This is a genomic window from Mycobacterium sp. NGS33, assembly GCF_059812885.1.
Genome location: NZ_JCALDN010000001.1, coordinates 892,847 through 905,124, shown reverse-complemented (window position 1 = coordinate 905,124; position 12,278 = coordinate 892,847). Strand labels below are relative to the sequence as shown.

The 12,278-nt window shown below is 67.8% G+C and carries 11 protein-coding genes and 1 pseudogene; 11 read left to right on the top strand and 1 reads right to left on the bottom strand.

Annotated elements, in window-relative coordinates; translation table 11 throughout:
• The 11 genes and pseudogenes from AC5Y5B_RS04075 to AC5Y5B_RS04025 all read left to right on the top strand — a co-directional run.
• Positions 1-427: pseudogene (locus tag AC5Y5B_RS04075) on the top strand (MCE-family protein MCE1A); the annotation flags it as partial.
• Entirely contained in the window at positions 424-1,464 is a 1,041-nt protein-coding gene (locus tag AC5Y5B_RS04070; RefSeq protein WP_500003766.1) for a virulence factor Mce family protein, read from the top strand. The pseudogene AC5Y5B_RS04075 and the gene AC5Y5B_RS04070, both read left to right, overlap by 4 nt.
• A complete protein-coding gene (locus tag AC5Y5B_RS04065) occupies positions 1,461-3,053 on the top strand; it encodes a virulence factor Mce family protein (protein WP_500003762.1) in 1,593 nt (530 codons plus the stop codon). The genes AC5Y5B_RS04070 and AC5Y5B_RS04065 overlap by 4 nt, the downstream gene beginning before the upstream one ends.
• Complete coding sequence (locus AC5Y5B_RS04060) at positions 3,050-4,663, top strand: virulence factor Mce family protein (RefSeq protein ID WP_500003760.1); 1,614 nt, start codon at positions 3,050-3,052, stop codon at positions 4,661-4,663. The genes AC5Y5B_RS04065 and AC5Y5B_RS04060 overlap by 4 nt, the downstream gene beginning before the upstream one ends.
• Before the next feature lie 104 nt (positions 4,664-4,767).
• Positions 4,768-5,925 carry a virulence factor Mce family protein gene (locus tag AC5Y5B_RS04055; RefSeq protein WP_112634680.1) on the top strand — a complete coding sequence of 386 codons (1,158 nt, stop codon included), beginning with the start codon at positions 4,768-4,770 and terminating at the stop codon, positions 5,923-5,925.
• Positions 5,919-7,472, top strand: coding sequence for a virulence factor Mce family protein (locus AC5Y5B_RS04050; protein ID WP_112634679.1), 1,554 nt, complete (start codon positions 5,919-5,921; stop codon positions 7,470-7,472). The genes AC5Y5B_RS04055 and AC5Y5B_RS04050 overlap by 7 nt, the downstream gene beginning before the upstream one ends.
• A complete protein-coding gene (locus tag AC5Y5B_RS04045; RefSeq protein ID WP_112634678.1) occupies positions 7,442-8,194 on the top strand; it encodes an Rv1363c family protein in 753 nt (250 codons plus the stop codon). Before AC5Y5B_RS04050 ends, AC5Y5B_RS04045 begins: the two co-directional genes overlap by 31 nt.
• Positions 8,191-9,162 (top strand): RDD family protein, encoded by a 972-nt coding sequence (locus AC5Y5B_RS04040; RefSeq protein WP_112634677.1) that lies wholly within the window; start codon positions 8,191-8,193, stop codon positions 9,160-9,162. Before AC5Y5B_RS04045 ends, AC5Y5B_RS04040 begins: the two co-directional genes overlap by 4 nt.
• A complete protein-coding gene (locus AC5Y5B_RS04035; protein WP_112634676.1) occupies positions 9,159-9,713 on the top strand; it encodes an Rv1363c family protein in 555 nt (184 codons plus the stop codon). The genes AC5Y5B_RS04040 and AC5Y5B_RS04035 overlap by 4 nt, the downstream gene beginning before the upstream one ends.
• On the top strand, positions 9,680-10,444 hold the full coding sequence (locus tag AC5Y5B_RS04030; protein WP_112634675.1) for a mammalian cell entry protein: 765 nt from the start codon (positions 9,680-9,682) through the stop codon (positions 10,442-10,444). The genes AC5Y5B_RS04035 and AC5Y5B_RS04030 overlap by 34 nt, the downstream gene beginning before the upstream one ends.
• 19 nt (positions 10,445-10,463) lie before the next feature.
• Positions 10,464-11,165: a YoaK family protein gene (locus AC5Y5B_RS04025; RefSeq protein WP_112634674.1), complete on the top strand. Its 702-nt coding sequence runs from the start codon at positions 10,464-10,466 to the stop codon at positions 11,163-11,165.
• Here AC5Y5B_RS04025 and AC5Y5B_RS04020 read toward each other — a convergent pair.
• Positions 11,158-12,240: a phosphodiester glycosidase family protein gene (locus AC5Y5B_RS04020; RefSeq protein WP_112634673.1), complete on the bottom strand. Its 1,083-nt coding sequence runs from the start codon at positions 12,238-12,240 to the stop codon at positions 11,158-11,160. The two genes, AC5Y5B_RS04025 and AC5Y5B_RS04020, sit on opposite strands and share 8 nt — an antisense overlap.
• Positions 12,241-12,278: the final 38 nt, after the last annotated feature.

Sequence of the window (12,278 nt, the reverse complement as noted above, 5' to 3'; positions counted from 1 at the left end):
GCTGTTCTGCGCAGTGCGCAACTACCACGACATCGAACCCAAGGCCGCCGCGTTCCTGGGCGGCAACGGCTACTCGCTCAACAGCCACACCCAGGCGCTGTCCGGATTGGGGCTGATCGCCAACCCCCTGTCGCTGGTCGCGGTCGCCGCGCTCACGCTGGGGCTGGGCGCCGCGGCCGGCCTGGTCGGTGGCGCGCCGAACCCCTACGTCTGGCCGGAGAACCTGCCACGGGTCAACGCGCGCGGCGGGCCCGGCGGTGCGCCGGGTTGCTGGCAACCGCTCACCCACGACCTGTGGCCCGCGCCGGAACTGGTGATGGACTCCGGCAACAGCATCGCGCCGTACAACCACCTGGACACCGGGTCGCCGTATGCGATCGAGTACGTCTGGGGCCGCCAGGTAGGGGATAACACGATCAACCCATGAAAATCACCGGAACTCTTGTCAAGCTCAGCATCTTCTCGGTGGTGCTGCTGATCTTCACTGTGATGATCATCGTGGTGTTCGGTCAGATGCGCTTCGACCGCACCAGCAAGTACTCCGCGGAGTTCAGCAACGTCAGCGGCCTGCGCGCGGGCCAGTTCGTTCGCGCCTCCGGGGTCGAGGTCGGCAAGGTCGACACGGTGGAGCTGGTCGACGGCGGCAAGCGGGCACGGGTGAAATTCAACGTCGACCGCTCGATCCCGCTGTACCAGTCGACGACCGCCCAGATCCGTTACCTCGACCTGATCGGTAACCGCTACCTGGAGCTCAAGCGCGGTCAGGGCGAAGGCGCCGACAAGGTGCTGCCGCCCGGCGGGTTCATCCCGCTCGCGCGCACCCAGCCGGCGCTCGACCTCGACGCCCTGATCGGTGGGTTCAAGCCGTTGTTCCGGGCGCTGGACCCGCAGAAGGTCAACGGCATCGCGACCGCACTGGTGACCGTCTTCCAGGGTCAGGGTGGCACCATCAACGACGTCCTCGACCAGACCGCGCAACTGACCAGCCAGCTCGGTGAGCGCGACCAGGCGATCGGCGAGGTCATCAAAAACCTGAACACGGTGCTGGACACGACCGTGCGCCACCGGCAGCAGTTCGACCAGACCATCAACAACCTGGAGGTGTTGATCACCGGTCTGAAGGATCACGGCGACCAACTGGCCGGGGGGACCGCACACATCAGCAACGCCGCGGGCACGCTCGCCGACCTGCTGGCCGAGGACCGCGGGTTGCTGCACAAGACGATCAACTACCTGGACGCCGTCCAGCAGCCGCTGATCGACCAGCAGGACCAACTGCAGGACTATCTCAAGAAGGTGCCGACCGCGTTGAACATGATCGGGCGCGCCATCGGGTCCTACGGGGACTTCGTGAACTTCTACGCCTGTGACATCACCCTGAAGATCAACGGTTTGCAGGCCGGCGGCCCGGTCCGCACGGTCCGGCTGTTCCAGCAGCCCACGGGTAGGTGCACGCCGCAATGAGAACACTCGAACCCCCGAACCGCGTCCGCATCGGCCTGATGGGCATCGTCGTGACGGTGCTCGTGATCGGCGTCGGCCAAAGCTTCACCAGCGTGCCGATGTTGATGGCCAAACCGCATTACTACGGGCAGTTCAGCGACACCGGCGGCCTGAGCAAGGGCGACAAGGTGCGCATCGCCGGCGTGGACGTCGGCAAGGTGGAGGGGATCAAGATCGACGGCGATCACATCGTGGTCCAGTTCAACGCCGGCACCGCGACGTTCGGCACCGAGAGCCGGATCGCGGTCAAGACCGACACCATCCTCGGCAAGAAGGTCCTCGATCTCGAGGCCCGCGGCAGCCAGCCGCTGCGGCCCGGCGCGACGCTGCCGATCGGCCAGAGCACCACGCCCTACCAGATCTACGACGCCTTCTTCGACGTCACCAAGGCCGCCCAGGGCTGGGACATCGACACCGTCAAGCAATCGCTGCACGTCCTGTCGCAGACCATCGACCAGACCTACCCGCACCTGAGCCCGGCGCTCGAAGGGGTGGCCAAGTTCTCCGACACCATCGGCAAGCGCGACGAAGAGGTCAAGCACCTGCTCGCCCAGGCCAACCAGGTCGCCGGCATCCTCGGTGATCGCAGCGACCAGATCGACCGGGCGCTGGTCAACGCCAAGACGCTGCTGGCCGCCTTCAACGAACGCGGCCAGGCCATCAACGCCCTGCTGGGCAACGTCGCGGCATTCTCCGAACAGGTGAAGGGCCTGATCAACGACAACCCGAACCTGAACCACGTGCTCGAGCAGCTGCGCACCGTCAGCGACATCCTGGTGCAGCGCAAAGACGACCTGGCCAACGGTTTCACCGAGGTCGGCAAGTTCCTGCCGTCGCTGAACGAGGCCATCGCCTCGGGGCCGTTCTTCAAGGTGGTTCTGCACAACCTGGCGCTGTACCAGATTTCGCAGCCGTGGGTGGACGCAGCCTTCAAGAAGCGCGGCATCGATCCGGAGAACTTCTGGCGCAGCGCGGGGCTGCCGGCCTACCGGTTCCCCGACCCCAACGGCACGCGGTTCCCCAACGGTGCGCCGCCGCCGGCGCCGCCGGTGCTCGAGGGCACGCCCGATCACCCGGGTCCGGCCGTCCCGCCGGGATCGCCGTGCTCGTACACGCCGGCCAATCCGGGCGGCAACGTCACCGTCGGCGACGAGGGTCTGCCGCGGCCGTGGAACCCGTTGCCCTGTGCGGGCGCGACGACAGGCCCGTTCGGAGGGCCGGGCTTCCCGGCTCCGGTCGACGTGATGACGTCGCCGCCCAACCCCGCCGGCCTGCCGCCCACGCCGGGCATCCCGATCGCGGGCCGGCCGGGCGACCCGCCGCCCGACGTGCCGGGCACCCCGGTGCCGTTGCCGGCGCAGGCGCCCCCGGGTGCGCGCACCGAGAACCTGGCGCCGGCCGGACCGACGCCACCACCGTCGACGTTCGCGCCGGGCTTCCCGCCGGGGCCGGCCGCGCCACCCGGACCGGGCAACCAGCTGCCGGCACCGTTCATCAACCCGGGCGGATCCGGAGGTAGCGGTGCAGCGGGGGGAGGTAGCCAGAATTGAGCACCATCTTTGACATCCGCAGCATTCGGCTCCCGAGGCTGACCCGGGCTTCGGTGATCATCGGGTCGCTGGTCATCGTGTTGGCCCTCGTCGTCGGATTCGTCGGCTGGCGGCTGTACGAGAAGCTGACCAACAACACCGTGGTGGCCTATTTCCCGGCGGCGAATGCGCTGTATCCCGGGGACAAGGTGCAGATCATGGGGCTGCGGGTGGGCGCGATCGACAAGATCGAACCCAGCGGCAACAAGATGAAGGTCACCTTCCACTACGAGAACAAGTACCGGGTTCCGGCCAATGCCTCGGCGGTGATCCTCAACCCGACCCTGGTCGCGTCGCGGGCCATCCAGCTCGAGCCGGCCTACAAGGGCGGTCCGGTGCTGGCCGACAACGCGGTGATCCCCGAAGAGCGCACCCAGGTGCCGGTGGAGTGGGACCAGCTGCGCAACAGCATCACCAACATCATCTCCAAGCTGGGTCCCACGCCCGAGCAGCCGACCGGCCCGTTCGGTGAGGTCATCGAGTCGTTCGCCAACGGGCTGGCCGGCAAGGGCAAGCAGATCAACACCACGCTGACCAACCTGTCGCAGGCGTTGACCGCCCTGAACGAGGGGCGCGGCGACTTCTTCGCGGTGGTGCGCAGCCTGGCGCTGTTCGTCAACGCGCTGCACCAGGACGACCAGCAGTTCGTGGCGCTCAACCAGAACCTGGCGGATTTCACCACCCGGCTGGCGCACAACGACAACGACCTGGCCAACGCGATTCAGCAGTTCGACAGCCTGCTCACCACCGTGCGTCCCTGGCTGGACCAGAACCGCGGCGTGCTGACCCAGGACATCAACAACCTCGAGACCGCGACGAACGCTCTGCTGCAACCGGATCCGTTGAACGGCGTGGAGACCGCGCTGCACGTGCTGCCGACGGCCGCGGCGAACATCAACCAGATCTATCACCCGTCGCACGGTTCACTGGTCGCCATCACGGCAATCACCAACTTCGCCAACCCGATGCAGTTCATCTGCAGCGCGATTCAGGCCGGCAGCCGGTTGGGCTACCAGGAGTCGGCCGAGCTGTGCGCGCAGTACCTCTCGCCGATCCTGGATGCGATCAAGTTCAACTACCCGCCGTTCGGCCTGAACCTGTTCAGCACGGCGGAGACGCTGCCCAAGGAAATCGCCTACTCGGAGGACCGGCTGCACCCGCCGAACGGCTACAAGGACACCACCGTCCCGGGCATCTGGGTGCCGGACACCCCGACGTCGCACCGCAACACCCAGCCGGGCTGGATCGTGGCCCCGGGTATGCAGGGTCAGCAGGTCGGCCCCATCACCGCGGGCCTGATGACCCCCGAATCGCTGTCCGAACTGATGGGTGGCCCCAACATCGAACCCGTCCAGTCGAACCTGCAGACCCCGCCGGGTCCGCCGAACGCCTATGACGAAAACCCGATCGTGCCGCCCATCGGGCTGAACGCTCCCGTGCCGATCCAGCCGCCGCCGCCCGGGCCGGACGTGGTCCCCGGTCCGGTCGCGCCGACGCCGGCTCCGGTGTCCGCGCCCGCGCCGAACGCGGGCGGGCCGCCGGTACCCGCTGACTTTGGAGGTGGCCAGTGAGGGGCGCGACGAGCGCGTTTCGCGCGAGGAGCAAGCCGAACAATCGGCCCGTGAGGGGCGCGACGAGCGCGTTTCGCGCGAGGAGCAAGCCGAACAATCGGCCCGTGATTGCGCGCCGGATCCGCCATCGGACCTGGCAAGGGTTGACCTTGCTGGTGGCCGCGATGGTGTTGAGCTCGTGCGGGTGGAAGGGCATTTCCAACGTCGCGATTCCGGGTGGTCCCGGCAGCGGGTCGAAATCCATGACCCTCTACGTGCAGGTGCCCGACACCCTGGCGATCAACGGCAACAGCAAGGTGATGGTCGCCGACGTGTTCGTCGGCTCGATCAAAGCCATCAACCTGAAGAACTGGATCGCCACCCTGACGCTCGGCGTGGACAAGAACGTCAAGTTGCCGAAGAACGCCACCGCCAGGATCGGCCAGACGTCGCTGCTGGGTTCCCAGCACGTCGAGCTCGCCGCGCCCCCGAACCCGTCGCCCGAACTCCTCAAGAGCGGCGACACCATCCCGCTGAAGAACTCCACCTCGTATCCCACCACCGAGCAGACCCTGGCCAGCCTGTCGCTGATCCTGCGCGGCGGCGGCATCCCCAACCTGGAGGTGCTGCAGAACGAGGTCTACAACATCTTCAACGGGCGCGGTGAACAGATCCGGGCTCTGCTCGGCAAGCTGGACACCTTCACCAACCAGCTCAACGCGCAGCGCGACGACATCACGCACGCCATCGACTCGACCAACCGGCTGCTGACCTACGTGGGCGGCCGGGCCGACGTCCTGGATCGCGTGCTCACCGACATCCCGCCGCTGATCAAGCATTTCGCCGACACCAAGAACCTGCTGATCAACGCCGTCGACTCGGTGGGACGGCTCAGCCAGGCCGCCGACCAGTACCTGTCGGAGGCGCGCGGGCCGCTGCACACCGATCTGCAGGCGCTGCAGTGCCCGCTGAAGGAGCTCGGCCGGGCCTCGCCGTACCTGCTCGGCGCGCTGAAGCTGATCCTCACCCAGCCGTTCGACATCGACACGGTCCCGAAGATCTTCCGCGGCGACTACCTCAACATCTCGCTGACGCTCGACCTGACCTACAGCGCGGTCGACAACGCGTTCCTCACCGGGACCGGATTGTCGGGAGCCCTGCGGGCACTCGAGCAGTCGTTCGGGCGCGACCCGGAGACGATGATCCCCGACGTGCGCTACACGCCCAACCCGAATGACGCACCGGGTGGACCGCTGGTGGAAAGGGGGGACAGGAATTGCTGACTCCCTTCATCCGACGCCAGCTGATCGCCTTCGGGATCCTGACCGTCATCTCGCTGCTCGTGCTCGGCATCTACTACCTGCAGATCCCGAGCCTGATGGGCGTCGGGCGCTACACGCTGAAGGCCGACCTGCCCGCCTCGGGCGGGCTGTATCCCACGGCCAATGTCACCTACCGCGGCATCACCATCGGCAAGGTCACCGACGTCGAACCGACCGAGCGCGGCGCCCAGGCGACCATGAGCATCGACAGTCGCTACAAGATCCCGATCGATGCCACGGCCAACGTGCACTCGGTCTCGGCCGTCGGTGAGCAGTACCTGGACCTGACCTCGAGCGGCAGCATGGCCAGCAGGTATCTGGCCGACGGGCAGACCATCACCAAGGGCACCGTGCCCGCCGAGATCGGGCCGGCCCTGGACACGGCCAACCGCGGACTGTCGGTGCTGCCCAAGGAGAAGATCGGCCAGCTGCTCGACGAGACGGCGCAGTCCGTCGGCGGATTGGGCCCCAACCTGCAGCGGTTGGTCGACGCCACGCAGGCGATCGTCGGCGACTTCAAGAACCAGATCACCGACGTCAACGACATCATCCAGAACTCCGGCCCGGTGCTGGACAGCCAGGTGGAATCCGGCGACAACATCGAGCGCTGGGCGCGCAACCTGAACAGGCTGGGCGCGCAGTCCGCGCGGGAGGACCAGCACCTGAGAAGCCTGCTGCGCCAGGCGGCGCCGACGGCCGATCAGGTCAACTCGGTGTTCAGCGACGTCAAGGATTCGCTGCCGCAGACCCTGGCCAATCTCGAGGTCGTCTTCGACCTGCTCAAGCGCTACCACACCGGCGTCGAGCAGGTCCTGGTGTTCCTACCGCAGGGCGCGTCGATCGCCCAGACGGTGGGGGCGCCGTTCCCGAACATGGCCGCACTGGACCTGGCGCTGTCGATCAACCAGCCGCCGCCGTGTTTGACCGGCTTCATTCCGGCGTCGGAGTGGCGGTCCCCGGCCGACACCAGCATGCAGCCGCTGCCCACCGGCACGTACTGCAAGATCCCGATGGAAACACCGGCGAACAGCGTGCGCGGTTCGCGCAACATTCCCTGCACCGACATTCCGGGCAAACGGGCGGCGACGCCGCGGGAGTGCCGCGACCCCAAGCCGTATGTGCCGGCCGGCACCAACCCCTGGTACGGCGACCCGAACCAGATCCTGACCTGCCCCGCGCCCGCGGCGCGCTGTGATCAGCCGGTGAAGCCGGGCATGGTAATCCCCGCGCCGTCGGTGGACAACGGACTCAACCCGGCGCCCTCGGACCGGGTGTCGGGCACACCCCCGCCCACCAGCGACCCGTTGTCCCGGCCGGGGTCGGGTACCGTGCAGTGCAATGGCCAGCAGCCGAACCCCTGTGTCTACAAACCCAGCGGGCCTCCCTCGGCGATCTACAGTCCCCAAAGCGGTGAACTGGTAGGGCCAGACGGAGTTAAATACTCCGTCGAAAACTCGACCAGAACAGGAGACGATGGATGGAAGGAGATGCTGGCACCGGCCGGCTGAACCCCATCGACACGGACGATTCGTTGACCACCCACGACAAGAACGAGGACTCGACGGCACCCGAGAACGGAGCCGAGCCGACCGGTCCGCAGGACGCCTCCGAGGATCTGGCCGACTCCACCGACGATGCCGCCGGCGACGTCGACGCCGGCCAACCCGAGCCCGACGGCGCGGCCGAGGATGAAACGGCGGCCGGCGAGTCCGTCGCGGCCGCCCAGCGTGGGCCGTCCCGGGTGGGCCGGGGGTGGCTGGCCGCGATCGCCGCGGTGCTGCTGCTGTGCGCGGTCGGCGTCGGCTTCGGCGGCTACCTCGCGCTGCACTACCACCACCAGAGCCAGCAGATCGCCCGCAACAACGCGCTGGCGCTGAAGGCGGCGGTGGAATGCGTCTCCGCGACCCAGGCGCCGGACACCAACGCGATGACCGCGAGCGAGCAGAAGATCGTCGACTGCGGCACCGACGCCTTCCGCTCGCAGGCGTTGCTCTACACCAGCATGATGGTGCAGGCGTATCAGGCCGCGAACATCCACGTTCAGGTGTCGGATGTCCGGGCGGCGGTCGAGCGCAACAACCCCGACGGGTCGATCGACATCCTCGTCGCGCTGCGGGTCAAGGTGGCCAGCGACCAGAACCAGAGCGAGGCCGGCTACCGGCTGCGCGTGAAGATGGCGTTTGCCGAGGGGCAGTACAAGATATCCAAGCTCGACCAGGTGACGAAGTGACGGTGGTGGTCGAACAGACTGCGCCCCCGGCGATCCAGGAGTCACCACGGGAAGCCTTGGCGCCCTGGCATTCTCGCGTCGGCGCGTTCGCGGTCGACGCGGTGGCGGGCCTCGCGGTCATCCTCACGATGGCCGTGGTGCTGCGCACCGTGCCGGCACAGAGTGTGTGGTGGTGGCTGAGCATTTCCGTCCTCGGCGTCGTCACCCTGCTGGTGCTGGCCAACCGGCTGCTGCTGCCGGCGATCACCGGCTGGAGCCTGGGCCGCGCCCTGGCGGGCGTCGCGGTGACGCGCCCCACCGGAGACGCTCCGGGCCCGTGGACCCTGCTGCTGCGCGACATCGCCCACCTGCTCGACACCGCGTCGGTGGTGGGATGGCTTTGGCCCCTGTGGGATTCGCGCCGACGCACCTTCGCCGACATCCTGTTGCGCACCGAGGTCAGGCGCCGCCCACCGGACGCGTCGCCGCCCCACATCCGGCGGTGGAGCGCGGCCGCGGTGCTGAGCGCGGCGGTGTTGTGCCTGGCCGGGGCAGCGATGAGCTTTTTCGGGGCGTACTGGCCGGACCGGGCGACCGACCAGACCCGCGCCCAGCTCGCGACGCAGGGGCCCAAAATGGTGGCCGAGATGCTGACCTACGACCCCAAGTCGCTGCACGACGACTTCGCCCGGGCGCTGTCGCTGGCCACCGACAAGTACCGGCCCCAGCTGTCGGCCCAGCAGGATCTGGTGCAAAAGGGGCACCCGGTCATCAACGAGTACTGGGTGACCAACAGCTCGATCGAATCGGCCGCACCGTCGCGGGCGACGATGTTGATCTTCATGCAGGGACGGCGCGGCACCGGGCCCGAACAGCGCTACATCAGCGCGACGGTGCGGGTCGCGTTCGCCAAGGACAGCGGAAACGCTTGGCGGGTAGACGATCTGACCGTGCTGACCAAGCCGAGACAGCCGGGGAGCGGCAAGTGAGTCCCCGCCGCAGGTTTGCGCCGGGCGAGCGGCCATTGCTGATGGCGCGCCCGGTCGAGGCGCGCCGCCCATGGCTGATGCCGCTGGCCGGCACGGTCGCCGCGGCGCTCATGGTCGTGGCGATCACCGCCTGCACGCTGATGCTCGTCGCGCACGAATCCCGGGCCAGGGCCGCGTCGAAGGACCGCGAGGTGCTCACCTACGTGACGGGGTTCATGACGCAGTTCACCTCCATCGATCCCTTTCACGCCAACGACTATGTGAACCGGATCCTGGCGCAGGCGACCGGGGACTTCGCCAAGCAGTACGAGAAGAACGCCAACGAGATCCTGCTGCAGGTCGCCCGCGCCGAACCGGCCACCGGCAACGTGCTGGACGCCGGCCTGGAGCGATGGAACGACGACGGCAGCGCCAATGTCATGGTCGCGACGGCGATCACCACCAAGTCGCCGGACGCGAAACAGGTGGTGGAGAACGCCAATCGGTGGGCGGCCACCGCGACGCGGGAAGGGAAGCAGTGGAAGATCAGCAACCTGCAGCAGGTGATGTGACCGCCGAGGAGAAGCCGGGCGCCCCGCACAACGACGCGACCGGCGCGGCAGCGGACGCCGTACCGGAGCGGCACGACGAAGAGCTCGATGCCGCAACCGAATCCGCCGCCGCCGACGACGCTACCGAATCGGACGGCGCCGACGACGAGGCCACCGCCGAGGGCGCGGAGCGGGTGGCGGACGCGCCGCAGGGGGCCGCCGCACGCAAGAAGCGGCGGGCCGGAAAGGCCTGGGCCGTCGTGGCCACCCTCGCCGCCCTGGTGTTCGTCGGCTCCGCCGCGTTCGCCGGCGCGATGCTGCAGCCGTATCTGGCCGACCGGGCCACCGCCGCAACGAAACTGAACGTCGCGCGGACCGCCGCCAACGCGATCACCACGCTGTGGACGTACACGCCGGAAAACATGGACACCCTGGCCGATCGCGCATCCCGGTATCTCAGCGGCGATTTCGAGGCGCAGTACCGCAAATTCGTCGACGCCATCGTGGCCCCCAACAAGCAGGCCAAGGTCACCAACCACACCGACGTGACGGGCGCCGCGGTCGAAACGCTCGACGACTCCACCGCCGTGGTCATCGTCTACACCAATACGACCTCCACCAGCCCACTGACCAAGAACGTCCCGTCGCTGAAGTATTTGTCCTACCGGCTGTTCCTGAAGCGTTCCAACAACCGTTGGCTGGTGACCAGGATGACGACGATCACATCGCTGGATCTGACGCCCAAGGTCTAGCGGCGAGGAGACCGGGCGCATGGCTGTCACGTCACCGGTATCCGAGCGCTGGACCGTAGCGGCGTTGCTGCTCTTGACCTTCGCCACCGGGTTGGCCGACTCGATCAGCATTCTGGTTCTGGGTCACGTGTTCGTCGCCAACATGACCGGCAACGTGATCTTCCTCGGATTCTGGCTGGCCCCAAGGACTATCGTCGACCTGACCGCCGTCGCGGTCGCCATGCCGACCTTCATCTGCACCACGATCGCCAGCGGCCGATTGTCCCGGTATTTCGGCTCGCGCACGCGAACGTGGATCACCACGGTGCTGACGATCGAGATCGCGCTGCTGCTGACACTGGCGGTCCTGGCGGGCGCGGGAGTGCTGCGCTATCAGGCGACCTCGAAGCTGATCATGATCGGCATGCTCGCGGTGACGTTCGGCTTACAACACTCCAGCGCGCGCCAGTTCGGCATTCAAGAGCTCTCCACAACGGTGCTCACCTCGACGATCGTCAGCTTCGGGCTGGACAGCCGACTGGCCGGGGGCACCGGCGAACGGCAACGGCTGCGCGTCGGCGTGGTCGCCACCATGTGCGCCGGCGCCCTCGTCGGCGCGACGATGTCGAGGTACGTCATCGCCCCGGTGTTCGTGGTCACCGCGGGGGTGATCGCCACCAGCCTGCTGATCTTCCGCTTCGGACCGCCGGCCGCGAAACCCGCCCTCCCCGTTGCTAGTTGAATGCCAGCCAGCTCGGCAGCGCCCGCTCGTGTGAATCGCAGAGGACCTGCCGGGTGTCGCACGATCCCCGCGGCGATCCGGCGCCGGCCCACATGCCCCCGGTGTCGCGGCGCAGCACGATCGCCGACGAGCCGCCGCCGTCGAGCAGCACGGCGTTGTCACTGCCCAGCCCGCGGAACAGGTCCTGCATGTTGTCCGGGGTGTAGTTGCCGCCCTCGAAGACGTACATCTCGTCCTTTTGCCTGGAGTAGGCCAACGCCGTTCGGGCCGCGCTGGGACCGCCGTCGTGCAGCTGCCCGGTGTTGCCCGGCGCCAACAGCCCGATGCCCGAGACCGCGACGAACTTCTCGTTCTTGTTGAGCAGGTCGGCGACCACCGGGGTCGCGGCGTCGTAGTCGCTCTTTGTCCTGGGCCACACCACGTATGGCGCGCCACCGGACGGCAGGATCATCGTCGACAGTGCGCTCCAGCTTTCACCGCCACCGGAGAGACCCTGCTTACCGGGGTAGGCGACGGTGCCGGTGACCGCCTGGTTGGCGCGACCCTGGCCCTGAGTGTTGTCGACGAAGGCGCCCAGCGGTGAGCTGCAACCGGTCTGGCGCCACGAGCCGCCCTTTTGTCCGCGGACGTCGAAGAAGTTGGCGTTGATGGCGATGGTCGGCTGGCCCATGCGTTGCCACGCCTGCAGCGGTGCGTAGAGCTCCGAGGCCTGCCAGAGACCCTCGCCGGTGCGCGCCCCGGGGTTGTTCTCGCAGCGGGCCTGATCGCCGCGGTGCGTGTCGACCAGCAGGTGCGGGGACAGCCGTCCCGCCGCGTTCTTGATGATCATTAGATGGCCGCCGTTGTTCATCTCGTACCAGCTGCCCCCGGCGTTGAGCATCGGCGCGGGATGGCCGGGGCCGAAGTTGTAGACCAGATAGGAACCACGGGTGCTGCCGATGGCATTGGCGAGCAGATCGCGGCCGTCGGCGGCCCGGGCGAGGGGCTGTCCGGAGGTGACCGCGAGGGTGAAGCAGGCAACGAGGGCGGCGCACGACGCTGCCAGCCGGCGGAAGCTGGCGCGTCGGGTCAGCACGATAGCCCTTTCCGCCCGAAACTAATGCAACTCAAACA

What these genes read in the sequence shown, in the direction of transcription:
- AC5Y5B_RS04065 (WP_500003762.1), top strand. Translation starts at nt 1,461, where the DNA reads ATGAGAACACTCGAACCCCCGAACCGCGTCCGCATCGGCCTGATGGGC.
- AC5Y5B_RS04045 (WP_112634678.1), top strand. Translation starts at nt 7,442, where the DNA reads ATGGAAGGAGATGCTGGCACCGGCCGGCTGAACCCCATCGACACGGAC.
- AC5Y5B_RS04025 (WP_112634674.1), top strand. Translation starts at nt 10,464, where the DNA reads ATGGCTGTCACGTCACCGGTATCCGAGCGCTGGACCGTAGCGGCGTTG.
- AC5Y5B_RS04070 (WP_500003766.1), top strand. Translation starts at nt 424, where the DNA reads ATGAAAATCACCGGAACTCTTGTCAAGCTCAGCATCTTCTCGGTGGTG.